Annotated in this window: 26 protein-coding genes; 20 read left to right on the forward strand and 6 right to left on the reverse strand. The window is 68.7% G+C overall.

Annotated features, from left to right (window positions below; genetic code table 11):
- Positions 1 to 3 precede the first annotated feature (3 nt).
- The 14 genes from E1298_RS10935 to E1298_RS11000 all read left to right on the forward strand — a co-directional run bounded on the left by E1298_RS10935 (position 4) and on the right by E1298_RS11000 (position 13,205).
- Positions 4 to 471: a RidA family protein gene (locus tag E1298_RS10935; RefSeq protein ID WP_131891962.1), complete on the forward strand. Its 468-nt coding sequence runs from the start codon at positions 4 to 6 to the stop codon at positions 469 to 471.
- Positions 468 to 1,496, forward strand: a complete 1,029-nt coding sequence (locus E1298_RS10940; RefSeq protein ID WP_207944556.1) for a DODA-type extradiol aromatic ring-opening family dioxygenase — start codon at positions 468 to 470, stop codon at positions 1,494 to 1,496. The genes E1298_RS10935 and E1298_RS10940 overlap by 4 nt, the downstream gene beginning before the upstream one ends.
- A gap of 2 nt (positions 1,497 to 1,498) precedes the next feature.
- Positions 1,499 to 2,809, forward strand: coding sequence for an aromatic ring-hydroxylating oxygenase subunit alpha (locus E1298_RS10945; protein WP_131891964.1), 1,311 nt, complete (start codon positions 1,499 to 1,501; stop codon positions 2,807 to 2,809).
- Entirely contained in the window at positions 2,806 to 3,366 is a 561-nt protein-coding gene (locus E1298_RS10950) for an aromatic-ring-hydroxylating dioxygenase subunit beta (protein ID WP_131891966.1), read from the forward strand. The genes E1298_RS10945 and E1298_RS10950 overlap by 4 nt, the downstream gene beginning before the upstream one ends.
- A 51-nt stretch (positions 3,367 to 3,417) precedes the next feature.
- The gene (gene hcaB, locus E1298_RS10955) at positions 3,418 to 4,230 is read left to right on the forward strand and encodes a 3-(cis-5,6-dihydroxycyclohexa-1,3-dien-1-yl)propanoate dehydrogenase (RefSeq protein ID WP_131891968.1); all 813 of its coding nucleotides are present in this window, start codon (positions 3,418 to 3,420) and stop codon (positions 4,228 to 4,230) included.
- A complete protein-coding gene (locus E1298_RS10960; RefSeq protein WP_131891970.1) occupies positions 4,227 to 5,480 on the forward strand; it encodes an NAD(P)/FAD-dependent oxidoreductase in 1,254 nt (417 codons plus the stop codon). Before hcaB ends, E1298_RS10960 begins: the two co-directional genes overlap by 4 nt.
- A gap of 12 nt (positions 5,481 to 5,492) precedes the next feature.
- The gene (locus tag E1298_RS10965; RefSeq protein ID WP_131891972.1) at positions 5,493 to 5,813 is read left to right on the forward strand and encodes a 2Fe-2S iron-sulfur cluster-binding protein; all 321 of its coding nucleotides are present in this window, start codon (positions 5,493 to 5,495) and stop codon (positions 5,811 to 5,813) included.
- A 45-nt stretch (positions 5,814 to 5,858) separates the two neighbouring features.
- Entirely contained in the window at positions 5,859 to 7,463 is a 1,605-nt protein-coding gene (locus E1298_RS10970; RefSeq protein ID WP_131891974.1) for a purine-cytosine permease family protein, read from the forward strand.
- A 154-nt stretch (positions 7,464 to 7,617) separates the two neighbouring features.
- Positions 7,618 to 8,130 carry a MarR family winged helix-turn-helix transcriptional regulator gene (locus E1298_RS10975; protein WP_131891976.1) on the forward strand — a complete coding sequence of 171 codons (513 nt, stop codon included), beginning with the start codon at positions 7,618 to 7,620 and terminating at the stop codon, positions 8,128 to 8,130.
- 174 nt (positions 8,131 to 8,304) lie between these two features.
- Complete coding sequence (locus E1298_RS10980) at positions 8,305 to 9,573, forward strand: FAD-dependent monooxygenase (RefSeq protein WP_131891978.1); 1,269 nt, start codon at positions 8,305 to 8,307, stop codon at positions 9,571 to 9,573.
- A 70-nt stretch (positions 9,574 to 9,643) separates the two neighbouring features.
- Positions 9,644 to 10,327, forward strand: coding sequence for an isochorismatase family protein (locus tag E1298_RS10985; protein WP_131891980.1), 684 nt, complete (start codon positions 9,644 to 9,646; stop codon positions 10,325 to 10,327).
- Between the two features lie 27 nt (positions 10,328 to 10,354).
- Positions 10,355 to 11,293: an alpha/beta fold hydrolase gene (locus E1298_RS10990; protein ID WP_131891982.1), complete on the forward strand. Its 939-nt coding sequence runs from the start codon at positions 10,355 to 10,357 to the stop codon at positions 11,291 to 11,293.
- Positions 11,294 to 11,382: 89 nt separating this feature from the next.
- Positions 11,383 to 12,429 (forward strand): 2,5-dihydroxypyridine 5,6-dioxygenase NicX family protein, encoded by a 1,047-nt coding sequence (locus tag E1298_RS10995; RefSeq protein WP_131891984.1) that lies wholly within the window; start codon positions 11,383 to 11,385, stop codon positions 12,427 to 12,429.
- A complete protein-coding gene (locus E1298_RS11000) occupies positions 12,426 to 13,205 on the forward strand; it encodes a maleate cis-trans isomerase family protein (RefSeq protein ID WP_131891986.1) in 780 nt (259 codons plus the stop codon). The genes E1298_RS10995 and E1298_RS11000 overlap by 4 nt, the downstream gene beginning before the upstream one ends.
- 105 nt (positions 13,206 to 13,310) lie before the next feature.
- Here E1298_RS11000 and E1298_RS11005 read toward each other — a convergent pair whose 3' ends face one another.
- Both E1298_RS11005 and E1298_RS11010 read right to left on the reverse strand, forming a co-directional pair.
- Positions 13,311 to 14,243, reverse strand: coding sequence for a TIGR03619 family F420-dependent LLM class oxidoreductase (locus E1298_RS11005; RefSeq protein WP_131891988.1), 933 nt, complete (start codon positions 14,241 to 14,243; stop codon positions 13,311 to 13,313).
- Positions 14,244 to 14,283: 40 nt separating this feature from the next.
- The gene (locus E1298_RS11010; RefSeq protein ID WP_131891990.1) at positions 14,284 to 14,856 is read right to left on the reverse strand and encodes a MarR family winged helix-turn-helix transcriptional regulator; all 573 of its coding nucleotides are present in this window, start codon (positions 14,854 to 14,856) and stop codon (positions 14,284 to 14,286) included.
- 162 nt (positions 14,857 to 15,018) lie between these two features.
- Here E1298_RS11010 and E1298_RS11015 point away from each other — a divergent pair, with 162 nt between their 5' ends.
- Complete coding sequence (locus E1298_RS11015; protein WP_131891992.1) at positions 15,019 to 16,467, forward strand: APC family permease; 1,449 nt, start codon at positions 15,019 to 15,021, stop codon at positions 16,465 to 16,467.
- 15 nt (positions 16,468 to 16,482) lie between these two features.
- Positions 16,483 to 17,025 (forward strand): GNAT family N-acetyltransferase, encoded by a 543-nt coding sequence (locus tag E1298_RS11020; RefSeq protein WP_207944557.1) that lies wholly within the window; start codon positions 16,483 to 16,485, stop codon positions 17,023 to 17,025.
- Here E1298_RS11020 and hemC read toward each other — a convergent pair.
- From hemC to E1298_RS11035, 3 genes are all read right to left on the reverse strand, one after another.
- The gene (hemC, locus tag E1298_RS11025; protein ID WP_341770614.1) at positions 17,022 to 18,128 is read right to left on the reverse strand and encodes a hydroxymethylbilane synthase; all 1,107 of its coding nucleotides are present in this window, start codon (positions 18,126 to 18,128) and stop codon (positions 17,022 to 17,024) included. The two genes, E1298_RS11020 and hemC, sit on opposite strands and share 4 nt — an antisense overlap.
- A gap of 95 nt (positions 18,129 to 18,223) precedes the next feature.
- Positions 18,224 to 18,478 carry a DUF397 domain-containing protein gene (locus tag E1298_RS11030; protein WP_341770615.1) on the reverse strand — a complete coding sequence of 85 codons (255 nt, stop codon included), beginning with the start codon at positions 18,476 to 18,478 and terminating at the stop codon, positions 18,224 to 18,226.
- A complete protein-coding gene (locus E1298_RS11035) occupies positions 18,454 to 19,311 on the reverse strand; it encodes a helix-turn-helix domain-containing protein (RefSeq protein ID WP_131891998.1) in 858 nt (285 codons plus the stop codon). Before E1298_RS11035 ends, E1298_RS11030 begins: the two co-directional genes overlap by 25 nt.
- Positions 19,312 to 19,681: 370 nt before the next feature.
- Here E1298_RS11035 and E1298_RS48005 point away from each other — a divergent pair, with 370 nt between their 5' ends.
- From E1298_RS48005 to E1298_RS11055, 4 genes are all read left to right on the forward strand, one after another.
- A complete protein-coding gene (locus E1298_RS48005; protein ID WP_165975412.1) occupies positions 19,682 to 20,092 on the forward strand; it encodes an ATP-binding protein in 411 nt (136 codons plus the stop codon).
- A gap of 552 nt (positions 20,093 to 20,644) precedes the next feature.
- Positions 20,645 to 21,490, forward strand: a complete 846-nt coding sequence (locus tag E1298_RS11045) for a GntR family transcriptional regulator (protein WP_131892002.1) — start codon at positions 20,645 to 20,647, stop codon at positions 21,488 to 21,490.
- Positions 21,491 to 21,999: 509 nt separating this feature from the next.
- Entirely contained in the window at positions 22,000 to 22,362 is a 363-nt protein-coding gene (locus tag E1298_RS11050) for a hypothetical protein (protein WP_131892004.1), read from the forward strand.
- Positions 22,363 to 22,710: 348 nt separating this feature from the next.
- Positions 22,711 to 23,742, forward strand: a complete 1,032-nt coding sequence (locus tag E1298_RS11055; RefSeq protein ID WP_207944559.1) for a serine hydrolase domain-containing protein — start codon at positions 22,711 to 22,713, stop codon at positions 23,740 to 23,742.
- A 55-nt stretch (positions 23,743 to 23,797) separates the two neighbouring features.
- On the opposite strand, the gene E1298_RS11060 is transcribed toward E1298_RS11055, so the two are convergent.
- Positions 23,798 to 24,459: acetoacetate decarboxylase family protein (locus tag E1298_RS11060; RefSeq protein WP_131892006.1), on the reverse strand; the 662-nt coding region annotated here is incomplete at its 5' end.

Below are 24,459 nucleotides of genomic sequence, written 5' to 3' on the forward strand. Positions count from 1 at the left end.
CAGATGTTCACCACGGTCGAATACGTCAACCCCGATGGGGCCTGTGAGGCGCAGGGACTGTACTCGCACCTGACCGCCGTTCCCGCCGGAACCGACCTGCTGTTCGTCGCAGGCCAGCTCTCCGTCGGCGGCCAGGGCGAAATCGTCGGGATCGGCGACTTCGCCGCCCAGTTCGCGCAGGTCCATCGCAATCTGGAAGCCGTGCTGACCGGAGCCGGCGTCACCTGGAACCACATCATCCAGTTCCGCACCTACCTGGTCCACTCCCAGGACATCGCCACGTTCATGACGCTGCGCGCCGAGCTGTACCCGACGTTGTTCGCCTCGGCTCCGCTGTACCCGCCGAACACGCTTCTCACGGTGGACCGGCTGGTCAAAGAGGACTTCTTGGTCGAGATCGAGGCGATCGTCGCCGGTCCGTCCGCGCGCCTGCCCCATCTGCGCCCCACCACGCCGGAGGCGGCCTCGTGAGCCGGATCGTGGGCGGCATCAGCATGTCGCACGCACCTGGAATCGTCGGCTGGCCGGAGAAGGTCGAGGAGAACCAGCTCGCGCGGATAAGCACCGCGGTCGATCGCATTGCGGGCTACCTTGAGGATGTCAGGCCGGACGTGGTGGTCGCCTTCCTTGACGACCATTTCGAGAACATCTTCCGATCGATGGCCCCGACGTTCGCGATTCCGGTGGCCGAGTCCCACCAGGGGCCCGCGGATTACTTCGTCAAGGTCCTGCGTATGGACGCCCCGGTGGAGATACCCGGCGCGCCCGAGTTCGCCGGACAGTTGCTGCGGCAGACCGTACACGCGGGCTTCGACGTGACTCGGATGGGGCGTATCGACTACGGGAACAACCTGATGGCGGTCTGGAACCTCATCCGGCCGCAGAACGACCTCCCGGTCGTCCCGATCTTCGTCAACGTCTACCATCCGCCGCTGCCGACCATGGACCGCGCATACGAGTTCGGGGCCGCCGTGCGGCGGGCGATCGAGTCGATGCCCGGCGGTGAACGGGTGCTCATTCTGTCCACCGGCGGCCTGTCGCATTGGCCCCCGATCTGGCTTGAGCACATCCAGGACTGGCCCGAGGTCATGCAGCCCTACCTGGAGCGGATCAAGCGCTACCAGTTCGAAGGACGATCGGTGCTCAAGGACGACCCCAAGCTCTTTCACGACATGGGGGTCTACGAGCGGCTGATGGCCGACGTGATGGACAAACCCGTCGTCGCACCCGAATGGGACCGGCATTTCCTCGACCTCATCGCCGCAGGCGATGCCGGGGCCGTCCGCGCGCTCACCTACGGCGAGATCGAGTCCAATGCCGGATTCGGCGCCCACGAGGTCCTCAACTGGGCGGCGGGAATGGGCGCCATGGACGGCGCGCCGGCCACCGTTCTGAACTACGAACCCGTGCCGGAGTGGATCTGCGGAATGGGGTTCGCGATCTACGACACCCCGAGCACGGACGGCCGCACGACGAGCAGGCGCAAGGAGGCTTAGCAATGACCACCACCGAGAAGCCCGCTGAGCGTAGTCCGGTCCTGACTCGCGGCCTGGTGTCGAAAGACGGCTCGCGGGTGAGCCGGGCCGTCTACTCCGACGAGCAGCTCTACCTCCGTGAACTGGACACCATATTCGGCAAGGCGTGGCTACCGCTGGGGCACGAGTCCCAGCTGCCCAAGAAGGGATCGTTCTTCACGACCTTCATGGGGGAGGACGCGGTCATCGTGTCCCGCGGCGCCGACGATCGGATACGGGTGCACCTCAACGCGTGCAGCCATCGCGGAGCAACGGTGTGCCTGGAGGACTCCGGCACCGCCAAGTCCTTCGTCTGCCCCTACCACGCCTGGACCTTCGCCGCCGACGGACGTCTGGTGGGGGTGGCGATGGAGGACAGGTACTACAAGACCGTTCCGATCGACAAGAGCCGGCATGGACTCACCCCAGTGGCGCACGTCGACAGCGTCCACGGAATGATCTTCGCCACCTTCGATCCGAACGCACGGCCGCTCCGCGAGGCACTGGGCAACATGATCCCGTTCCTCGACGCGATCTTCGGCCGGCAGGAGGGCGGAGTCGAGGTCATCGGCGCACCGCAGAAGTGGCGGGTGCCGACCAACTGGAAGATCTACCAGGATAACTTCGCCGGCGATGAATACCACGTCTCATCGACCCATGGGTCGTCCGTCGAGACGATCCAGCTCGACTGGGATGCCTACCTCGAAGAGGTCCGGCACTGCTATGTGGAGGGCGGCCACGGGTTCGCGGCCAGGTTCGTCGAGCCCAACGGGGCGGAGAGCGCCTACACCACGGTCGAGCAGCCCAGCCTGTTCAGCGTCGAAACGCAGGCATATCTGGCGCAGGAGGCCGCCGAGGCGGAAAGGCGCGTGAGCGCCGTCCATCTGCGTTGCCAGCTCGTCGCCGGCACGGTGTTCCCCAACTGGTCGCTCCTGCCGGTGTACAACACCTTCCGGATCTGCCACCCCAAGGGCCCGAACGAGATCGAGTTGTGGTCGTACTTCTTCGTCGCGAAGAACGCGCCCGAGCAGGTCAAGCGGGAACTCGGAAAGGCGTACAACTTCTCCTTCGGGCCCGCCGGAATCATCGAGCAGGACGACAGCGCGATCTGGGAGTCCGTCGCGCGCACCGCCCGCGGCGCATACGGCCGCCGCGGCGTCGCCGACTACTCCATGGGCCTCGGTGAAGAGAGCTGGCACGAGGGCCTGGGTTGCATGATCACCCCGCGGCTGAGCGAAGCCGCGCAACGCAACTTCTACCGGCACTGGGCCGCGGTCATGGAGGTCGGCGAATGACTACCGCGATGGCGAAGCGCGGCGCCCCGGTGGACATGGCCACCTGGTTCTCCGTGAACCGCTTCCTCACCGAAGAGGCCCGGCTCCTCGACAACCGCGAGTACGAGAAATGGGTCGAGCTGTTCACCGAGGACGTGCACTACTTCATCCCCAGCCGCAAGGTCCGCATGATCAGCGCCAAACCCGGCGATCGGGACCTCGAACACGAACTCAGCAGCGACGGCCGGCCGTGGGTGATGTCGGAGAACATCCACGAACTCAGGCTGCGGGTCGCGCGGGTCAACAGCGCCCGCCAGCTCTGGTGCGAGAACCCGCCGGCTCGCAATCGGCACCTCGTCACCAACGTCGAGACCTATCACACAGAGGTCGCCGAAGAGCTCTCGGTGAGGTCCAGCTTCGCCGTGCTCCACGCCCGTTTCGACAGCCAGGGCACCACGTTCATCGGCGAACGCCAGGACGTGCTGCGCCGCGCCGGCGACACATACAAGATCGCGTACCGCAAGGTCGTCCTCGACTCCACCGTGATCTGGGCGGGCGCGATCTCGACGTTCTTCTGATCCCGGTGATCCACGCCGGCACCCGTCCACCACGATAAGGAGGCCCCGCCCATGGGATGGCTTGATGGCACCGTCGCGATCATCACTGGAGGCGGTTCCGGGCTCGGTCGCGCCGTTCTCGGCCGTTTCCGCACCGAAGGCGCCCAGATCGTCGTCCTTGAGCACAGCAAGGCCAAGATCGACGAGCTGCGCGAGGAGTACCCGGACCTCGTCGCCGTCCAGGGGGACGCGACGACGCTCGAAGCCAACCGTGAAGCCGTTGAGGCCGCGGTGAACGCATTCGGCCGCCTGGACAGCTTCATCGGCAACGCCGGTCTGTGGGACGGCAACACCGCCCTGGTCGGCCTGCCCGACGAGGAGTTCGAGGACACCTTCCGTTCGGTCTTCGACCTCAACGTCAAGGCTTATATCGCCGGAGCCAAAGCGGCACACGATGAGCTGGCGAAATCCGGCGGCAACATCGTCTACACGTTGTCCAACGCTTCTTTCTACCCCGACGGCGGGGGCGTCTGGTACACGGCGAGCAAGCATGCCGGGGTCGGAATCGTCCGCCAGCTCGCGTTCGAGTTCGCTCCCGATATCCGGGTCAACGGGGTCGCTCCCGGTGCGTTCGCGTCGGATCTGCGCGGCCCGGCGAACCTCGGCCTCGACCGCACGTCGCTGACGCGAGACCGCAACGAGTCCGCCATCGCCGCCGTGCTGCCGCTGGATTTCTCGCCCGCGGCGGAGGACTACACCGGGGCGTACGTATGGCTCGCCTCCAACCGCAATTCGAGCACGACGACTGGTGCCGTCCTCCAATCCGACGGCGGACTCGGCGTGCGCGGCATCGGTCGCGTCGCAGGCGGCGGGAAAGGAGCATGACCCCGCTCTCATCCAGCCCGTCCGAACCGCACGTCGTGATCCTCGGGGCCGGTCACGGCGGCGGAACGCTCGCGGCCCTCCTGCGCCAGTACGGTCACGGCGGCCCCATCACCATCGTCGGGTCCGAACCGCGCCTTCCCTACGAACGCCCACCCCTGTCCAAGGCATGGCTGCGCGGCGGATTGAACCCCGATTCGCTCGCGCTCCGGCCGGAGGAGTTCTATCGCGCCGAACAGATAACAACGCGCCTCGGCGTCACCGCTAGAGCGATCGACCGCGGTCGGCGCAGCGTCGCACTCGACGACGGCAGCACGCTCGACTACGACGTTCTGGTCATCGCCACCGGAGCACGGCCGCGACGGCTTCCCGCCGAGTGCGGCGACGGAGACGACGTCCTGCACTTGCGGGACCAATCCGACGCCACGCGCATACGTGATTCACTGGGGCCGGGCAAGCGCGTGGTGCTCTGCGGCGGCGGCTATATCGGCCTTGAGATCGCCGCCGCCGCACGAGGCCACGATATGGACGTCACGGTCGTCGAACAGCAACCGCGGCTGCTGAACCGTGTCGCGTCGCCGCAGCTGGCCGAGTTCCTCCGCGGCTACCACGAAGCCAACTCGGTGCGGGTGGTCCTCAGCGCATCCGTCGCCTCGGTTCAACGCGAGGCCGGGCGTGTGACGGCGGTCGAACTCGCCACCGGCGAACAACTATCCTGCGATGTCGTCGTCGTTGGCGTTGGCGCCGAACCCCGGCTGGAGTTGGCGGCTGATGCCGGACTGCCCTGCGCCGAAGGCATTCTTGTCGACGAGCTCGCGCGAACGGCCGACCCGGACATCTTCGCGATCGGTGATGTGACCGCTCGTCCCGTTCCTTTCCGCGATGGCCACGTGCGCCTTGAGAGCGTCCCGAGCACTCTGGAACAGGCGAAGCAGGCGGCCGGCGCCATTGCCGGCCGGGTACGACCCGTACCCGAGGTCCCCTGGTTCTGGTCCGACCAGTACGACTTGAAAATCCAGATCGCCGGCCTCTACGGACCGTCACTCACGACGACGGCGCGGGGCGTCGCCGACGACGGGATGACGGTCACCCACGACGACGGAGACCACCTCGTGTCCGTCGAGGCCGTCAACCGGCCCGGCGACTTCATGATCGGAAAGAAGCTCATCGGACGCCGGGACCCGCTCGGTTCGACGTTGCTGCGGAACCCGACCCTCACCCTTCGTGACCTCGCGAAACAACCCGTGCAGTAAAGGCGGACGCCGATGCCGAAGATCACCTACGTCGAGCATGACGGAACTTCACGGACCGTTGACTTGGAGCCGGGACTGTCCGTCATGAAGGGCGCGATCCGCAACAACATCCCGGGCATCGACGCCGAGTGCGGTGGCCAGATGTCCTGCGCCACCTGCCACGTGCACGTCGACCGGGAATGGACGGCCAAGGCCGGCCCGCCGCGCGAAGCCGAGCGGACGATGCTGGAGTTCGCCGACGACACCAGCGAGCACTCACGTCTCTCCTGCCAGATCAGAGTCTCGGACGAGCTCGACGGCCTGATCGTCCGCACCCCGGAGAGCCAGGGATAGCGCCTTCGGCGGTATTCATCAAGCCTCGAAGCAAGGAAGACCACAATGGACAGACCCCCCGACGTTCCGTCGCCACTTGAGGTCAGATACACCGACGATCCCCGTGTCGTCCTGCACGCTGCGACCGAGGATTACACGGCTCACGTCACGCCGCTCACCTGGCGCAGTGGCCGCCTCTCCTTGGCGATGGCCTATTGGGCCTTCGCAAGCGCGGTGGCCTACATGGTCACAGCCGCGGCGCTGGTAGCGGCCGTCGGTACAAGAGACACCCTTATCGGAGCGGGACTGACGGTCGTCGTGGCGGGCGGGTTCAGCTACGTGCTATCCGGTTACGCGGCAAGGACCGGGCTCAGTATGGCGATGCTGTCCCGGCGGCTGTTCGGGGCCTCCGGAGCGGTACTCGCTCCGCTTCTTCTCTGCGCGACCACGGTATACCTGTACGTCCTGGAAGCCGCCATCATCGCGGCGGCCTTGCGCCACTATTTCGGCGCCATCGATATCAAGATCTGGTATCTCGTGGTCGTGCTCGTCAACATCCCTCTCGCGCTCGGTGGCGTCAGGCGCTGGCTGGACAAGTTCAGTGGCTTCCTGCTTCCCTTCTATGCCGCCGGGATGGTAGCCGCCGTAGTGGTCGCGGCGGTGAAGTACGACGTGCCGGACTCCTGGCTCACCCAGGGTGCGTCCATCCCGCAATCGGTGTCAGGACCAGGCTGGCTGTACGCGTTCTCCGTCTACACCGCGTTCTGGGTCGGGTCGATGCTCGCCGTGGATTTCGGCCGGTTCGGCAAACCTCGTGATCAACGCTTCAACGGGGTCGTGGCATTCGGGCCGGTACTGTACACGATAGGGATTCTGTTCAACGGGCTCGCAGCCATCTTCATCGTTGCGACCGTCCCGCTGGACGGCCCCTTGTCAGGGGTTTCCGTCGTGATCGCGCTGATGGGCCTGATGGGCGTCTCCGGGCTGCTCCTGGTCATCGTCACGCAGGTTCGGATCAATACCGGCAACCTGTACGCCGCGTCGACGAATCTGGAACTGTTCGGCATGCAGGCATTCAGGGTCAAGGCGCAGCGGGGGTGGTGGCTGGCGGCAATCGGCGTCATCGCCTACCTGCTCATGTTGACCGATGTCTTGAGCTACCTGCTCACGGCTCTGGCTTGGCAGGGCATTTTGATCGTCGCATGGACCGGTCTGGCTGTCGCGCATATCGCGCTGCACCGCGGCGAGATGCCGGAGTCGCGTCCCGGAAGGCTGCAGCGCTTCGGCCCCGGACTCATCAGCTGGCTCGCCGCGTCCGGAATCGGGATCGCGATGCATCAGGAGGGGGGCGGGTTCGGGCGCACGTGGGCACCGATCTTCAGCCTTGTCCTCAGTTTCGCCTTCTACGCTGCCGCAACGAGAACGCCGTGGAAGGTGGTTGTCGACCGTCCCCATGACCCTCGTGACGAGGTGGACGACATCTGGGCGGCCCGTGTGAAGTGCCATGTATGTGATCTGTCGTACGTCGCCGTCGAGATGGACCGCGACCCCAGCGTGCCGGGACTTCCGACCATCTGCAGTGCATGTGCTTCGACGAATTCTGCGTACTTGCGCGCCTGCCGCCGTAGCCCCTCGCTCGTAGAGGTCCGACCGGTTCCAGAGGCTGGATGAGGTGCCGCTCGTCACGTGCGGCGCCATCCAGTACCTGTGCGCCCGAGCCCGCAGATGTTCCGAGGGCGTATTATCGGCGTGCGCAACCAATGTGGTGACAGGCTCAACGGGAGGTCTTCCCGTTGGGACGAGGGCACGTGGCTAAGGTCAAGGGATGTCGACAGCGGTTGGTGGGTCATCGAAGGGCGGCTCGCGGGCGGGGCGCCGGGTCAGCCTGGAGGCTCCTGCGGACCTTTCCGCCGCTCCTGGTTTCGGAGCCCGCCGCCTGTACCAGGCCTATCTGGCCGCCTGGAACCGCCACGTCGATCCGGTTCTCACCGGTCCGCAGTTCGCCGTGCTATCGGCCGTCCGCGCGTATCCCGGTCACGATCAGACCGCGCTGGCCAGTGCGGTCGCTCTCGACACCTCGACCATGGCGGACGTCTGCCGGCGGCTGGAGAAACGGGGGCTGATCGCGCGCGGTCCGGCGCCGCACGACGCCCGCGCGAAAGTCCTGACGCTGACCGATGAAGGGGTCGCCGCGTTTCGTGAGGTGACCCGGCGGACCCGCAAGCTGGATCGAGCGTTGCTCGCGGACTGTCCGCCGGACAAGCGTGAGGCGGTTGCGGAGATCCTCAACGACCTGGGTGCGCTGTGGGAAGCCGTCGCGGAGCGCCGCGAGATCTGAACCAGCGAGGTCGTCTGACCGGGTAGCAATGCCGGGTCGGGCCCTGGAAGCGGCGCCGACATCGCACTACCCTGGGGTAACTTTCAACCAACTATTGCGTGCTCGGATAATCCGTGTTCGGATTAATAGGTCCGAGTGACGCACGACCGGAAGCGAAGAGGGCAGGAGGTCAGCGTGGCGGCGAGTCAGTCTTTCGAGGTAGTGATCGCCGGAGGCGGCTTGGGCGGTCTCTGCGCGGCATTGTCGCTCCGGCGGCACGGCCTGCGGGTCACCGTCGTCGAGGCGGCGCCGCAGCTCGGCGAGATCGGCGCCGGCATCCAGACGGCGCCCAATGCCAGCCGGATCCTCATCGGCCTCGGCCTTCACACCGAGCTGCGCAAGATCCGGTGCGAGCCGCAGGACCAGGTCCGGCGCCGGTGGGCCGACGGCAGCATCATCGCTCAGCTCCCGCTGGGGCAGCGGGTCGTGGAGCGGTACGGCGCGCCGTATTGGCACTACCACCGCGCGGATCTGCACTCGATGCTGCTGCGGGCCTGCGTGGATCCGGAGGGCGCGGGACCGGTCGTGCGGCTGGCCACCGATGCCAGGGTCGTCGATCTGGACCGCTCGGACCCCGGGCGGCCGGCGGTCATCACGAAGGACGGCCGCCGCTTCGAGGGGGACGTCGTCGTCGGGGCGGACGGGATCCGTTCGGCGGTGCGCGACCTCGCCGGTTTCGACGACACACTGGCCTTCTCCGGGGAGATGGCCTACCGCGCGCTCATCCCGGGCGACCTCATCGCCTCGGACCCGGCCACCCGGTTCCTCGCCGACCGCTACCACTCGACGATCTGGTACGGCCCCGGCAAGCACTTGGTGCACTATCTGGTCCGCGGTGGCGAGTACCTCAACGTGGTCGCGGTCGTGCCGTGCACGGAGACCGTCGAGCGGGAGTGGAGCGGGCCGGCGACCGCGGAGCAGCTGGCCGGCGAGTTCGCCGAGTGGGACGACCGGGTGCCCACGATGTTGTCGAAGGCCAAGGAAGACGTGTCGGTATGGGCGATGTACCGCCGCCGCCGCGACCCGGTCTGGGTGGACGGCCGCGTCGCCCTGCTGGGGGACGCCTGCCACGCGATGCTTCCCTACCAGGCGCAGGGCGCGTCGCAGGCGATGGAGGACGCGGCGGTCCTCGCCGAGGAACTGGGGCAGGTCGCCCGGGCGGGAATCGATGGGGCGCTGGCCCGGTACGTCCACCGCCGGGCCAAGCACGCCGGGATGGTCCAGGACGCCTCCCTGCGGAACATGAGCCTTTACCACTTGCCGGACGGCCCGGCACAGCGCGAGCGCGACGAGAAGCTGCGGCGCTTCGACGGCGAGTCCGACGTGTCCTACGACTGGCTGTGGAAGGGCACTCCGCTGAACGACCCCGACAACGAATCGATCCACTACCAGTTCGCGCGGTAGCGGCACCCCACGGCGGGGTGGCCGCTCGACCGGATTCGTTCCCAGAACAAGCTGATGAAGGAGTTGCGGCGTGGACGCGCGTGAAACGACGACCGGACTGCACGGCGCAGAAACCGATCGCGCCTACACCCGCGCGGGTTTCGGCGCGGCGGTGCCCCGGGGGAACTCACCGGTACTGGTCGTGGTCGACCTGACGCGCGGCTTCACCGAGCCCGGCTTCCCCTCTGGCACTGACCTCTCGGCCGAGGTCGCGGCCGCCGGCGAGCTCGTCCGAGCAGCGCACCGGAGCGAAGCGCCGGTCGTCTACACCGCGATCGGCTACACCGGCGCCGAGGCGGACGGCGACTCGATCGCGTGGTTGCGCAAGGCCCCCGGCATGCGCGGCCTGCGCGAGGGGAGCGGCGAGGTCGCCCTGGATCCGCGGCTTGAGAGGCAGGACGGCGATCACCTGATCACCAAGAAGGGCGCCTCCGCGTTTCACGGAACGAACCTGGCCGGCCTGCTCACCGGGCTGGGCGCCGACACCGTACTGGTGTGCGGCGCCACGACCTCCGGCTGCGTGCGGGCCACTGCGGTCGACGCCGTGCAGTCCGGCTTCAACACCCTCGTCGTCCGCGAGGCGTGCGGCGACCGCGCGCGCGGACCCCACGACGCGGCCTTGTTCGACCTACAGGCCAAATACGCCGACGTGATCGACCTCGGCGAGGGTGTCGCCACCCTCGCCACCGCGGTCCCGCCGGCACCGGCCCGCTGAGCAGGTACCACCCAGAAAGGTCACGCCATGTCCTCCACCACCGCAGGCATCCCCGTCGAGGCGAGCGGGCAGCGGGTGCTCACCCAGCGGGCCCTGGCCGACCTGGCGAGCGTGCGTGCGACCAGCGTCTGGGTGCGCTCGGGCGCGGTGCGACTGCACGTGCTCGACTACGGCCCGGCCGACGCGGTCCCGCTCGTCGTCATCCCCGGCATCACCAGCCCGGCGGTGACCATGGACTTCGTCGCCCGGGAGCTGACCGACCTGGTCCGGCCGCTCGTGCTCGACGTCCGCGGCCGCGGCCTGTCCGACGACGCTCCCGACGCCGGGCCGTTGCACGGCTACGACCTCGGCGCCTACGCCGCTGACGTCGACGCGGTCATCGAGCGGTTGCGGCTGCGCACGGCGATCCTGCTCGGGCACTCGATGGGCGCCCGGATCGCCGCCCGGGCAGCGGTCTGCGGTGGCGGTCGCGTGGCCGGCACGGTCCTGGTGGATCCGCCGATGAGCGGCCCGGACCGCCCCTATCCGACCACGCCGGCCACGTTCCTGGCCCAGCTGGACCAGGCCCGGCGGGGAACCGACGCCGACGAGGTGGCCGAATCGTGGCCCCGGTGGCCCCGCCGGGAGCAAGAGCTGCGCGCCGGCTGGCTGGGCTCCTGTTCCCGTACCGCCATCGCCGCGACGCACGCGGGCTTCGAGTCCGAGGCGTTCCTTCCGCTCTGGGAGAAGCTCACTCAGCCCACCGCCCTGCTGTTCGGTTCGGAGAGCCCAGTGGTGACCTCGGCGGACGTCGCGGAGATCGCGAGGGCGAACCCGGCCCACCCGCTCGTGGGCGTGGAAGGCGCCGGCCACATGGTCTTCTGGGACGAGCCAGGGGCGGCACTGAACGCCCTTCGGAACGTGCTGCAGGACCTCGTGGCCGCAGCCGAGGTGGCTGAGGCGGACGCGGGAGCCACCACGCCCTGACGCTCGCCGAAGCCCGGAACCCCGGCACGGCTCATGCGCGCGAGTCACCACAAACATTGCGTGTTCGGATCAATATGAAGGAGGCCGACATGGACCAGAACCTGTTCAACGACATCTGCTTGCGCCAGCTGACTCTTTCGGGGGTGCACGAAGGCGAGACCCTCGTGGTGCTGACCCGCGGCAGCGACCGCGCCGAATACGCGGACGCGTTCCTGTGGGCCGCCCAGCGACTCGGCGCGGCCGCCTACCACATGCGCCTTCCGTCGCCGGCCGACGCGTCCGGGGCCTGGGCCGTCGGCGACTCGGGCCTGGCCCGGCTCCCGCTCGCCGTGGACGCGCTCAAGGCGGCCGACATGGTCGTGGACTGCACGTTTCTGCTGTTCAGCAAGGAGCAGTTCGCGATTCAGGCCGCCGGTACCCGGATCCTCACCGCGGTCGAGCCGCCGGAACTGCTGGCCCGGCTGATGCCGACGAAGGAAATGCGCGAACGCGTCGAGATCGGCGCGGAACTGCTCGCGAAGGCCAAGGCCATGCGGATCACCAGCCCCCACGGCACGGACGTCACCTACCGGCTGGGCGCGTACCCGACGCTGAGCGAGTACGGCTACACCGACCAGCCGGGCCGCTGGGACCACTGGCCCGCGGCGTTCGTGTTCACCGGCGGCGCCGACGACGGCGTGGACGGGAAGATCGTCCTGGCGCCCGGGGATGTGCTGCTGCCGTTCAACACCTACGTCCAGACCCCGGTCGAGCTCACGATCGAGCAAGGTTTCATCCGCGACATCCGCGGCGGCGCGGGGTCGTCGGGCCTCGACGCCGATCTGCTGCGCAGCTACATCGAGTCTTTCCACGACCCCCGCGGCTACGGCATGTCGCACGTCGGCTGGGGCCTCGACGAGCGCGCCCACTGGCACGGCCTGACGCAGTTCCCCGGCGGCATGGGCATGGAGCTGCGCAGCTTCTACGGCAACGTGATGTTCTCCATCGGCCCGAACAACGAGCTGGGCGGCCCGAACGACACCGCCTGCCACTTCGACATCCCGATGCGCGGCAACAGCCTGTACCTGGACGACGAGCTGATCGTCGACGCCGGCGAGCTGACCGTCGAGCAGATGCGCCCGGCGGGCCGGCGATGAGCGCCCACCACATCGGGATGATCGTCCCGAGCTCGAACCTCACGATGGAGACCGAGCTCCCGCAGATGCTGCGGGCCCGGGAGGAGCTGTACCCGGGCGACCGGTTCGTGTTCCACTCCGCCCGGGCGCGGATGCAGCACGTCACGCCGGAGCAGTTGCGGGCGATGAACGCGCAGGCCGAGCGCGCGGCGACCGAACTGGCCGACGCTCGTCCCGGCGTCGTGGTCACGGCGTGCCTGGTCGCGATCATGGCTCAGGGGCCGGGCCACCACTGCGTCGCCGAGGATTCGATCACCGCGGCGCTGCGCGCCGAAGGATCCGGCGCCCCGGTCGTCTCGTCGGCCGGCGCCCTGCTGTCGGGCGTCGCCGCGCTCGGGGCGAAGCGGGTCGCGATCATCACGCCCTACCTCAAACCGCTGACCCGGACCGTCGTGGAGTACCTTGAGGCCGCCGGCGTCGAGGTCGTCGACTCACTGTCACTTGAGGTTCCCGACAACCTCGCGGTCGCCCGGCTCGACCCTGCCGACCTGCGCGCGCACTACCGCAAGCTCGACCTCACCGGCGCCGACGCGCTCGTGCTGTCGGCGTGCGTGCAGATGCCCTCGCTGCCGGCGATCCAGCCGGTCCAGGACGCCGTCGGCATCCCGGTCCTCTCCGCGGCGACCGCCACGACGTTCCGGATCCTGAGCGAACTCGGCCTCAAGCCCCAGGTGCCCAACGCAGGGCACCTGCTCAGCGGCGAGGTCGCAGACCCCGGCGCCGTCCGCACCGCGTAACTCCCGCGGCGCAGGGATGCGGGCGACCTGTGAACGCCGTCTGTCACCACACCGCAAAGAGCGCCCCGGCCGACCCCGGCCGGGGCGCTCTTTGCATCGCCTGCCTCAGGAGGTGAGGGCGTCCGCGCGCTTGACGACCTCGCGGCAGAACGCGCCGACGCCGTCCGGGTCGTCGGTGAACTGGGACGGCTTGATGCAGAAGGTCGTGAAGCCCTGCTCCATCTGCCCGGGGATGCTCTCCAGGGCCGGGGCCAGCGGGGAGACCGAGTCGTCGTCCGGGAAGACCGGACGGCAGCCGCCGATCATCTCCAGGTCGGCGGCGTCGCGTCCGGCGGCGGCCATGGCCGAGGCGAGGCGCTCCAGCTCGTCCAGGGTCGGGCGGCCGAGCGGGTGGAAGCCGTGCCCGTACTTCACGATGCGGTCCAGGAGTCGGTCGTGGAGGTGCTGCCCGCCGAGCCACATGCGCGGGCCGTCCGGACGGTGGGCGCGCGGCTCGAAGTAGACGTCCTCGAACGAGAAGTGCCGGCCGCTGTAGGAGACGGGGGAGCCGCGCCAGAGCAGGTCCCAGATCTCCAGCTGCTCGTCCAGGATCTGGCCTCGCTTGGTGAACGGGACGCCGAGCGCGGCGTACTCGTCCTTGCTCCAGCTGACGGTCGGCTGGACGACGAGGCGGCCCTCCGACAGCAGGTCGAGCGTGCCGATGTCGCGGGCGAGCGCGAGGGGGTGGCGCAGCGGGGCGAGGATCGCGGCGGCGGCGAGCCGGATCCGGGTGGTGACCGAGGCGATCGCGCCGAGCAGCATCAGCGAGCCGGGCCAGGGGGTGAACGGGTCCTGGTTGCCGGGAAGCGCGTACTCGCGCGGGTTGCCCATCACGCCGTCCGCGCCCGCGTCGGGGCCCAGCACGACGTGCTCGCTGACCATCACGGCGTCGAAGCCCGCGTCCTCCGCCTCGCGCGCCCAGCGGACGAGGGTGGGAAGGTCGCGGCCGGTGGTCAGGGTCCAGTTCTCGCTCAGCACGAGGACGAAGCGTGGCGTCATCGGGCTATCGTATGGGTCCAAACGAATCCTGGACAAGGGGTCAGGCGCGCGGGCGCCGCCCCGACCGCCGCGGCGGGGGAGGGGACTCGGCCCGCAGCGCCGCGCGCCGCCCGTCGCCCTCCTCCTCCAGGTGCTCGACGACCGAGCGGAGCGTCTGCGCGAGCGCCCGGTTGCCGTCGTGGCTCAGCCGCTCCACCACGAACGCCTCCTCGGCGTTGAACGCCGGGAAGAGCACCCGCATCAGCTCCTGCCCCTTGTCGGTCAGCCGGAGCAGGACGAGCCGCCCGTCGGTGGCGTGCGCGCCGCGCTCGATCAGGCCGCGCCCCTCCAGCGTCTTGACGACGCCCGTCAGCGTGCCCTTGGAGATGCCCGCCTCCTCGGCGACGTGCCGGGTCTCCATCTCCTCCCAGATCCACACCACCCAGAGCACGACGAACGCCGTCCAGGTGAGGTCGGCGCCGCGCAGCACCGAACTCTCGAAATGCTGGCGGATCGCGGCGGCGGCGCGGTAGATGTTGGAGACCGCCATCATCGCGTCGTGGCGCAGCGGCACGTCGCCGAGCCGCCGCTGGATGGCCTGCTCGGTCTCTTGCAGTGTGTGGTGGCCGGTCACGTAGGTCCTCCCCGTGGGGCCCCGCTGTCGAGTTCTCGCGGGCCGAAGGCGAATCTACCCTTGCCGAGCCTCATTTGGGGCCGTACGATCTCGGCAATTCCGCACATCGTGCGGGCCCAAACAATTAGCTCCCGGGGCCCCGCACCGGCACTGGAGCCGCGCATGGCGATCCCCGAAGTCGTGTCCCCCTCGTCCGCCGGCACCGGGCGCCGCCGCATCGGCGTCCCCGAGATCGTGTTCTTCGTCGTCGCCGCGTCCGCCCCCTTGACCGTCGCCGCCGGCGGCCTGCCGACCTCCTTCGCCGTCACCGGAGTCGTCGGCATCCCGCTCCTGTACGTCGTGCTCGCGGTGCTCCTCACCGTCTTCACCAGCGGATACGCGGCGATGAGCCGCTCCATCTCCAATGCGGGCGCCTTCTACGCCTACATCACCCACGGCCTCGGCCGCGCCGCCGGGGTCGGCGCCGCGTTCATCGCCCTCATCTCCTACAACACCATGCAGATCGGCCTGTACGGCCTGTTCGGATTCACCACCGCCGACTTCCTCAAGGCCAAGGCGGGCATCGACCTCCCCTGGTGGACGGTCGCCCTCGCCGGCATCGCGGTCGTCGCCGTCCTCGGCTTCCGCCGCATCGACCTCAACGCCCGCGTCCTCGGCGTCCTGCTCGCCGTCGAGTTCCTGACCGTCCTCGTCTTCGACCTCGCCCAGCTCGCGGACGCCCCGTCCGGCGTGTCGCTCGCGCCCCTCGGCTGGAACGCCGCGAACGAGGGCGCCGTCGGCGCCGCGTTCTGCTTCGCGATGGCCAGCTTCATGGGCTTCGAGGCCGCCGCCCTCTACAGCGAGGAGTGCCGCGACCCCCGCCGCACGATCAGCCGCGCCACCTACATCGCCGTCGCCCTCATCGGCGTGTTCTACGCGTTCACCGCCTGGGCCATGACCGTCGGCACCGGCTCGTCCCAGATCGTCGGACGCGCCCAGAAGGACGGCCCCGGCCTCGTCTTCGCGCTCTCCGAGGAACACGTCGGCAAGCTCTTCGCCGACCTCGCGCAGCTCTTCCTGGTCACCAGCCTTTTCGCGGCGTTGCTGTCCTTCCACAACGCCGTCGCCCGCTACTTCTTCTCCCTGGGCCGCGAGGGCGTCCTGCCGTCCCCGTTGAGCCGCACCCACGTCCGCCACGGCTCCCCGCACGTCGGCTCGGCCACCCAGACCGCCCTGGCCGCGGCCGTGGTGGTCGTCTTCGCCCTCTCCGGCAAGGACCCCGTCCTCACCCTCTTCAACTGGTTCACCAACCTCGGCGCCCTCGGCGTGATCCTCCTCCTGACCCTCACCTCGGCCGCCGTCGTCGCCTACTTCGTCCGCGACCACCGCGGCGAGCACCCCTGGAACCGCCTCATCGCCCCCGCCCTGGCCTGCCTCGGCCTGGGCGCCGTCTTCATCGCCAGCCTGCTCAACTTCGACGCCCTCCTCGGCGCCGAGAAGGGCTCGTCCCTCACCTGGCTCCTCCCCGGCCTGATCGTCGTCGCCGGCGTCCTCGGCGTGGCCTTCGCCTTCTACCTCCGCGGCGCCCGCCCGTCCACCTACGCCCGCATAGGCCAGGGCACCTCGTCCTGACGTACCGTCGGTCCCGTGGCGGACGAGATCACGTGGCGACGTGTCGATGAGAACGACTTCCCCCTGCTGGCGCAATGGCTGTCCCGTCCCCATGTGGCGAGATGGTGGAACCACGACCCCTCCGCCGAGGCCGTCCTGCGCGGCTTCGGCCCCGCGGCGCGCGGCGAGGAGCCGTCCGAGGACCTCCTCGCCTCCGTGGACGGGCGGCCCTTCGGACTCGTCCAATGCTGCTTCCTGTCCGACTACCCTGACTACGCCGCCGAACTGGCCACCCTCGCGGACGTCCCCGCCGGCGCCATGACCATCGACTACCCGATCGGCGACCCGGACCGGACGGGCCACGGCCTCGGCACCCGGATGATCGAGTCGGTCCTGCACCGCATCTGGACCGTCCACCCGTCCGCCACCTGCGTGATCGTCCCCGTGGTGGCGGCCAACCGCAACTCCTGGCGCGCCCTCGAAAGAGCCGGCCTCCGCAAGACCGCCGAAGGCGACCTGGAACCCGACAACCCCATCGACGACCCCACCCACCACCTCTACCGCACAGACCGTCCTTAGCGGGAAACGCCGCCGATCAAATCCCGCGCGCCCTTCCGCAACAGATCACCGGCGACATACGCGCCCAGCTCAGCCCCCTTATCCGGCGGCGCCCACTCCTGCGAATGGACGAAACGGGACCCGTCGCGCGTGAACACCATCCCGCGAAGGCAGAGCTGACCGTCCCGCTCCAGCCGGGCGTGACCGGCGATCGGGCTGTTGCAGTGGCCTTGAAGACCATGCAGCATCGTCCGCTCCGCTGCCACGCACCGGCGGGTCTCGCGATCGTCCAGGAGCCGGACCAGTTCCACGACGTCGGAATCGGCGCGGCGGCAGTCCACGGCCAGCACACCCGCGCCCACGGCGGGGACGATGTCCAGCATTTCCCCCGGCCGATCGATCCCCAGCCGCGCCAGACTCGCCAGGGCGAGAACGATCGCGTCGAAATCCTCCCCGGCGTCCAGCCGTCCGAGCCGCGAGTTCACGTTCCCGCGCAGATACTCCACCCGCAGGTCCGGACGGATCCGTCCGAGCTGTGCCCGCCTGCGCACGGCCGAGGTCCCCACCCGTGCCCCCTGAGGAAGATCGGACATCCTCTGGACCTCGCTCGCCATGGGGAACAGCATCACGTCGGACGTCTCGTCCCGCTCGACGTAGGCGGCGAACACCAGCCCTTCCGGACGAGGCACGTCCCCCGGCACGTCCTTGAGGCAATGCACCGCCATGTCCACCCGGCCCGTCACCAGCGCCCGGTCGATCTCCCGCATGAACGCGCCCTTGCCGCCCAGCTCCCCGAGGTGCCCCCGATGCCGGTCCCCGGCCGTCTCGATGCCGACCACTTCAACGGTGACAGGGGCCAGTTCCTCAAGCCGTCCGGCGACCCCGCGAGCCTGCGCCATCGCCAACGGCGACGCCCGAGTCCCCAGCCGCACCACCACCCCCGGCCCACGAGAACGCAGGCGCACCAGCAGCCGGCACCAGATCCCTCCCGACCGAAACCCTAGCCAAGCCACTCGCCCGCACGTGCGTAGTTCGCGGTTCGTCCGCGGCCACGTCACCATCCCTGATCCGAGCCGGTGATCAGCGGCTCGATCAACTCCAAGGCACGCGCCGCCCCGGCGCATGCCAGGACCGATCGGGTGTCGTCATCCCGCGCCCTGGACGGTCACGTCGCTAAGCGAAGCATTGGGCTGCCACGTCCTGCGCGGATGGAGCTCAATCAGGTGAGATCGTGACGGCCTGTCTTGATGTCCCGCAAAAGCGCGCTCCACTGCTGGGCAGGGAAGGCCAACGAGGGACCAGACGGAACCTTGCTGTCGCGAACGGCGATGAAGGCGTCAGCCTCCGCGACCTCGACACACTCTCCGCCTGCTCCGTTGCTCCGGCTGCTCTTGCGCCAAGTGGCGCGGGACAGATCTGGTGCGAACACGTCCCGGTCTCCTCTCATCGCTAGGACATGGCGTCGGCGATGCATTTGATGAAGCTTGTCGAGGCTTCGGGAGGCAGAGCCGAAGCTCGTAGATGGTCCGCTACCAGGCTATACCGCTCGATGTCCTCTGGTTCCTCCAGATACTGGCTGCTGGTGAGGTCTTCGATGTAGACGATGTCCGCGTCGCCGGGCTCTGGGAACTTCAAATGGATGAACGAGGTCCCCATGGCGGCATGCGCGCCATGGGCGAACGGGAGAACCTGCAAGGTGACGTTCGGAAGGCCCGCGATCTCACGTAGCCGCTGCAACTGAGGCTTCATGGTTTCCGGCCCGCCAACGACACGACGCAACACAGCCTCGTCAAGCACGGTCCACACCTCCAGAGCGTCCGAACTGGTGAGAAGCGCCTGACGGGCAGCCCGAGCCGCGAGCTGCCGCTCGATTTCATCGGCTGCCACCGACGGCTGATGAGCACGCATGACGGCTGTGGCGTAGTCGTCAGTCTGCATGAGACCGGGGACCAGTTGACCCTGGTAGATCATCACGGATCTCGCTCCGTCCTCAAGGCCGACGTAGCCCTGGAACCAGGCTGGAAGAGCATCGCCGTAGGTGCTCCACCACCCTCGGTGGCTGGCCTGGCGCCGAAGTACGTGAAGCGCCTTACGCATCTCCTCGTCCACTTCGTACGTTCTCAAGAGGAGATCAAGGTCGTCAGCTCGGATACCGGTCCTGCCGGTCTCGATCCGGCTGACCTTGGATTCGGACCAGCCGACGGCGCGTCCCACCTCCGCGCAACTCAGCTTGCGCGTCTCTCGAAGTTGACGCAGCGCTGTGGCGAGTCGCCGTCGGCGTGCCGTGGGGCTGGAACGGGGCGCCATGGATGCCTCCTGATCTGGATGCCGCCAGTATGTCCTGGGAATCTGCAAGTCGCTTGAAAATCTGCAAGATGCAGCCTAGCTTGCAAGCGAGCGCAGACACAGAATGTCAGCACTCGGCCACGGATGGTGGCCAGGTGGTCGAATCGAGCCACGGACGGCGGGTGATCTCCATGGAGAACGGGAGTACGGCAGGCGGAGGCGAGCACGGCTCGGGTCCGGTCCAACCTGCTGGTCTAACTGGTGCTGCGCCGCAGCTGGGGCGTGGCTCGGTGCTGGTGCTTCCTCCGGCGGGACAGCCGGTCCTGCTCGTTCGGGCACGAGCGGCAGACGGATCCAAAACCGCGGCTCACCAGATCACGGGGGTTCAGCGGTGATCGTCTGGGATGAGGTGCACACCGTGCGGCTGTGCTCGGGCGGTGTGCTGGATGTGCGGGAGGTCCGGGCGCGAGTGCGGCGGACGCTTGCGGAGTGCGCGGACGAAGTCGATCTGGACGACGTGGATCTCATGGTCTGCGAGATCACCACCAACGCCGTCCGGCACAGCAAGAGCGGAGAGCCGGGTGGCGGGGTGCGGGTGACGGTGCTGGTGTCGGCGGACCGGCTGCGGGTGGAGATCCAGGATGACGGCGGCACGGCCGGGCGTCCGGTGATTCCGGCACAGGGCACGGGGTGGGCTGAGTCGGGACGCGGCTTGGTGGTGGTGAACGGGCTGGCGGATCAGTGGGGGACTCTGCCGGGCTTCGATGGCCGGTACACGGTGTGGTTCGAGGTGAAGCGATGAGCCTGAGGAGGACGGCCGCGCGAGTTCTGCGGGGCGTGTGGGCGGTGATGCAGCGGCCGGTGGGGCCGGCCACGGCATGGCGGGGCCTCGGGCCGGGCGCATCGCGCCGGGACGGATGCGAGGCGGTCCCGGGGCTGCCACCTGAGCCTTACCCAGGGACGGTGTTCCTGTTCGCGAGCCTGGTCCCCGAAGCGCGCAAGGCATTCGAGGTGTGGCCGCATGAGGCGCAGACGTTGCGGTCACTGGCGAACATGGAGGCGGCGCGGGCGCGGGTGTGGTCGCGTGAGGGCCGGATGTGGGATGCGGGGGGGGTGTGCAGGACGGGCGCAGGCGTACTGGGCGGCGGCCGAGCAAGTAGAGGAGGCGTTGATGGAGGCGCTCGAACTGTGGGAGCAATACGAGCGACAAGTGTATGAAGGCGAGCGGTGACCAGCCCAGAGGCGAAGCCTTGAGTTGTGGTCGGCGGTCCTCCCGTCATTTGTCCCATCTGCGGAGTGAGATCGAAGCGCTGTCGTAGGTTGGGCGGGCCGTCCGAAGTGAGGAGTTGGGGACGTGGGGTCAGCTCGGTACAACGAGATCGCCGATGATCTGCTTCGCCGTATCGACGCTGGTGAGTGGCGGTCGGGTGAGACCTTGCCGCAGATGGAGAAGCTCGCGGAGCACTACGGCGTCAGTCGCAACGCGGTCGCGCGTGCGGTTGGGAAGCTCGCCAAGGAGGGCAGGCTGGTCTCCGTGCCGCGCCGGGGGACGGTCGTCCGTCCCAAACACCGCAAGACGGTCATGCGGACGGACGTGGTCAAGCGCAACACCAGGCATGTGAAGGACGGCGGGGAGTTCGCCGCCGGTTACAGCTTTCCCGCCGCCATGGGCAACGAGCTCTGGGTTCACCACGTCAAGCCGGAGGTCGGCGAGGCGCCGATCACCGATCCCCGCCTCGCCCACATGCTGAACGTGCCGGTCGACGAGATGGTCATGAGGCGGCTGCGGGTGACCGGCCCGGAGGGTGAGCCGGCGTTCCAGATCTCCACCACCTGGATCCACCCGAGAATCGCCGCCGAGGTACCGGAGGTCGAGGAGCCGTATGGGACGGGCCCGGGCGCATGGATCGACGCGATCGAGGAGAAGGGGCACGGCCCTCTGGAGTGGCTTGAGCGGCGTCGGGTGCGCATGCCGACCATGAGCGAGGCCAAGTCGCTTCTCATTCCGGCCGAACTCCCCGTCTGGGAGATCGTCCGGACCAGCTACAGCGCCAAGGACGAGAAGGCCGTCGACGTGACGCAGGTCGTCATCCCCGGTGACCGGATGGAAGAGGTGTGCCGGTTGCGGCGGGACGAGTCGGCCCAGTGGCCGCACCACGAGACCGGCCCCGACGGCCCCCGAGTGGCTCCCGCCGAATGACTAACTGGAGGAAGTTCAGCCGTGGCGGCGTCGCCTGGCGGCTTCGCGGACCGTCCTGACCAGGCTGCCGTCTGCCTGGTCACGGTGGGCGTGTGCTCGTACTGTCGCGGGCGGTTGGGAGGCTCGCCAGGGAGGGCCGTCTGGTCTCCGTGCCGCGCCGAGGGACGGGCGATCGTTGGGCTGGGAGGGGTCCCGAATGTCTCTGCCACTCTGGGACGTTGTCGGCGGGCATCCATCCCCACGCCTGCTGGACGTCAGCGCCCGGTCACTCACCATCGCGGAGTCCCATGAGGTTCAGAAAACGGCCGCGCGGGCAGCACGCGGATCGTCCAGGCTGCCGCTCGTGCGGAAGGCTCCCGGCAGATCCCGAACCCGTCCTGACCTGCCCAGGGTGTCGGGCCGAGTCCGCCATCGTCGCGACGGCCCTCGCCTACCGCGTCCTCAATGAAGGGCCGCAGTCGAGGGCGTGCGAGACGTGTGAGCTGGTCACGATCGTCGCTGAACGTGGCATGGCCTGCCCAGACTGCGAGCAGCTGTACCCGGACATCAACGATCGGCTGCGCGAGCGGTTCGTCGCATTCGGCCCCGGCGACCCGGCCGACGCACCGTGCGTCGGCTGCGGCTACCACGCCACCGTCCCGCACCCTCCTTCCCCGTACCTTGAGCAGATCATCGACTGCCAAGGCTGTGGCCACCAGATCGGGGTGCCCATGCAGTCCTTTCGGGTCGGTCAGGGGATGAAGCTGTCCTGTGGCCGGTGCGACGCCCGCACAGTGGTCCCGCCCACAGTGTGGTGCCCCAAGTGCGGGCTCCACCTTCGCAGGCGGGGCATCCCCGAGCTCGTCCGTGACGCGACCCGCCACCAGCATTGAAATAACCCACTACTCGCAACCCGGCCACAGGTCTGCACGGTGTGGGGGCTGGCCCTACCCGGGAGGCGCCGGGTAGCCGCATTATGCCGTGCGGTCCTGGCTGGAGATGCTGGTCCCGTAGGCGGTTTCCCGTTGATTCACAGGAGTTCTTTCGTGCGCGAGCAGGTTTGGGGTAGGGGCCGGTCCTTCAGGCGGCGGCAGGTTGGGGGAGGCGAGAGGGCGCCGGTGCTTAGGGCACGGAGGTTCAGGATCGTGGGCGTCGGGGTGGTCATGGCGATGGTGGTTCCCGTCATTGCGACGTCTGCTTCGGCGGACGCGCGCGGTGGTCATCGGGGGACTCAGGCGGCGATGGACGCGGCGGTGAGGGACGGGGTGCCCGGGGTGGTCGCGGTCGCCGAGCAAGGACGCCGGGTCTGGGGTGGACGATCGGGTGTCGCTGACCTGGTGAGCGGCAGGAAGCGCGGGGTGCATGACCGTTTCCGGGTCGGCTCCATCACCAAGACCTTCGTCGCCGCGGTGGTGCTCCAGATGGCGGCCGAGGGCAAGCTGAGCCTGGACGACACCGTGGACCACTGGCTGCCGGGCGTGGTCAAGGGCAACGGGCACGACGGCAAGCGGATCCGTCTGCGTCAGGTCCTCAACCACACCGGCGGGATCTACAGCTACACCGAGGACGAGGGCTTCCAGCGGCAGGAGTTCGGGACGGACTTCCTCCGCCATCGCTACGACACCTGGACGCCGGAGCGGATCGTCCGGCTCGCCATGACTCACAAGCCGGACTTCGCGCCCGGCGATGGGTGGCACTACTCCGATACCGACTATGTCCTTGTCGGGATGGTGATCAAGAAGGCCGGCGGTCGTTCCTATGCCGATGAGATCGAGCGCCGGATCCTGCGGCCGCTGCGCCTGAGCGCCACCACGTTGCCAGGGACCAGCGCTCGCATGCCCAAGCCCAGCGGGCGCGCCTATTCCAAGCTGACCGGGAGCCTGTCGGGGCCGGGTGAGGCGGGGAGGCCGACGTACGACGTGACCGAGTTCAACCCGTCCCTCGCGGGCGCGGCGGGGGAGATCGTCTCCAGCGCCTCGGATCTCAACCGGTTCTACCGGGCGCTGCTCTCCGGACGGCTCCTCAAGCCACGTCAGTTCAAGGAGATGACCACAGGCGTGCCGGTGGTGCCCGGCTTCTCCTACGGTCTCGGTCTGATGAAGCTGAAGCTGTCCTGCGGCACCGAGGTGTGGGGCCACAGCGGCGGCATCCAGGGTTCTGTTTCGGAGAGCCTGGTGGCCGCGGACGGCGGGCGCGCCGTGACGTCCAACTTCAACGGGGACTGGGGCGGGCGGATACGGCCGGTCGCGGAGGCCGAGTTCTGCCGCGACTGAGCGGTGACCGACGTGCGGCGAGTCGTCCATGACGCCTCGCCGCACTGCGGAAAGGTCAGGCGAGGGTGCGGCCGCCGTTCCAGATGACGCCTACCTGGCGGTAGTAGGCGGCTATGGGCTCGACCACCTCTAGGCGGGACAGCTCTTCGGTGGGGGCGTCGAAGAGGGACAGGTCGGCTTCGCCCTTCCACGCCTGGCCGGCCTCGAAGGAGGACGCACCGGACTCGATCAGCTCGTTCAGGGCGGGCGGGCGGCCCGGTTCGATGGACGGCAGGAAGCGGTGGTGGGCCATGGGGTGGCCGTTGACGAAGCCGTTCGACTCGGACGGTTCGCGCAGGGTCACGACGGCTTCGGCAAGGCGGCGGTCGGCGGCGGCCAGGGTCGCGCCGAAGCGGCCGCCGGAGGCGATGCGGGGGGCGCCCTGCCCGTAGGGGTGGGGACGGGTCTGGTGGATCGAGCCGAGCTTCTTCGGGTAGCCCTGGTGGAGGCCGCGCGCGATGGCGAAGTCCTTGTCGACCCAGATGTAGACGCAGCGCGAGTACGTCCGGCCCTCGAAGGAGCAGCGGACGACGACGAAGCACTCCTTGTACTGGGCCCGGACGGGGTCGAGGAGCTCTTCGCCGGACTCGGAGCAGGACTGCCAGTCGGCCCAGATGATCGCGACGGCGCCCGGGTCGTCCTCGGCGGGGGACAGGGGGTCGGGGAGCAGTTCGGCCA

This window comes from Actinomadura rubrisoli, from assembly GCF_004349215.1.
GTDB classification, from domain to species: Bacteria; Actinomycetota; Actinomycetes; order Streptosporangiales; family Streptosporangiaceae; genus Spirillospora; species Spirillospora rubrisoli.

Bases quoted from the DNA above. Each gene is read 5' to 3' on its own strand.
- E1298_RS11035 (WP_131891998.1), bottom strand. From the start codon at position 19,311: ATGGCGCCCCGTTCCAGCCCCACGGCACGCCGACGGCGACTCGCCACA.
- hemC (WP_341770614.1), bottom strand. From the start codon at position 18,128: ATGCGCCGGGGCGGCGCGTGCCTTGGAGTTGATCGAGCCGCTGATCAC.
- E1298_RS11055 (WP_207944559.1), top strand. From the start codon at position 22,711: ATGGACGCGGCGGTGAGGGACGGGGTGCCCGGGGTGGTCGCGGTCGCC.
- E1298_RS11030 (WP_341770615.1), bottom strand. From the start codon at position 18,478: ATGCATCGCCGACGCCATGTCCTAGCGATGAGAGGAGACCGGGACGTG.
- E1298_RS11050 (WP_131892004.1), top strand. From the start codon at position 22,000: ATGGCCTGCCCAGACTGCGAGCAGCTGTACCCGGACATCAACGATCGG.
- E1298_RS10950 (WP_131891966.1), top strand. From the start codon at position 2,806: ATGACTACCGCGATGGCGAAGCGCGGCGCCCCGGTGGACATGGCCACC.
- hcaB (WP_131891968.1), top strand. From the start codon at position 3,418: ATGGGATGGCTTGATGGCACCGTCGCGATCATCACTGGAGGCGGTTCC.
- E1298_RS10970 (WP_131891974.1), top strand. From the start codon at position 5,859: ATGGACAGACCCCCCGACGTTCCGTCGCCACTTGAGGTCAGATACACC.
- E1298_RS10995 (WP_131891984.1), top strand. From the start codon at position 11,383: ATGGACCAGAACCTGTTCAACGACATCTGCTTGCGCCAGCTGACTCTT.
- E1298_RS11005 (WP_131891988.1), bottom strand. From the start codon at position 14,243: ATGACGCCACGCTTCGTCCTCGTGCTGAGCGAGAACTGGACCCTGACC.
- E1298_RS10990 (WP_131891982.1), top strand. From the start codon at position 10,355: ATGTCCTCCACCACCGCAGGCATCCCCGTCGAGGCGAGCGGGCAGCGG.
- E1298_RS10965 (WP_131891972.1), top strand. From the start codon at position 5,493: ATGCCGAAGATCACCTACGTCGAGCATGACGGAACTTCACGGACCGTT.
- E1298_RS10975 (WP_131891976.1), top strand. From the start codon at position 7,618: ATGTCGACAGCGGTTGGTGGGTCATCGAAGGGCGGCTCGCGGGCGGGG.
- E1298_RS10945 (WP_131891964.1), top strand. From the start codon at position 1,499: ATGACCACCACCGAGAAGCCCGCTGAGCGTAGTCCGGTCCTGACTCGC.
- E1298_RS10960 (WP_131891970.1), top strand. From the start codon at position 4,227: ATGACCCCGCTCTCATCCAGCCCGTCCGAACCGCACGTCGTGATCCTC.
- E1298_RS11000 (WP_131891986.1), top strand. From the start codon at position 12,426: ATGAGCGCCCACCACATCGGGATGATCGTCCCGAGCTCGAACCTCACG.
- E1298_RS11015 (WP_131891992.1), top strand. From the start codon at position 15,019: ATGGCGATCCCCGAAGTCGTGTCCCCCTCGTCCGCCGGCACCGGGCGC.
- E1298_RS10935 (WP_131891962.1), top strand. From the start codon at position 4: ATGTTCACCACGGTCGAATACGTCAACCCCGATGGGGCCTGTGAGGCG.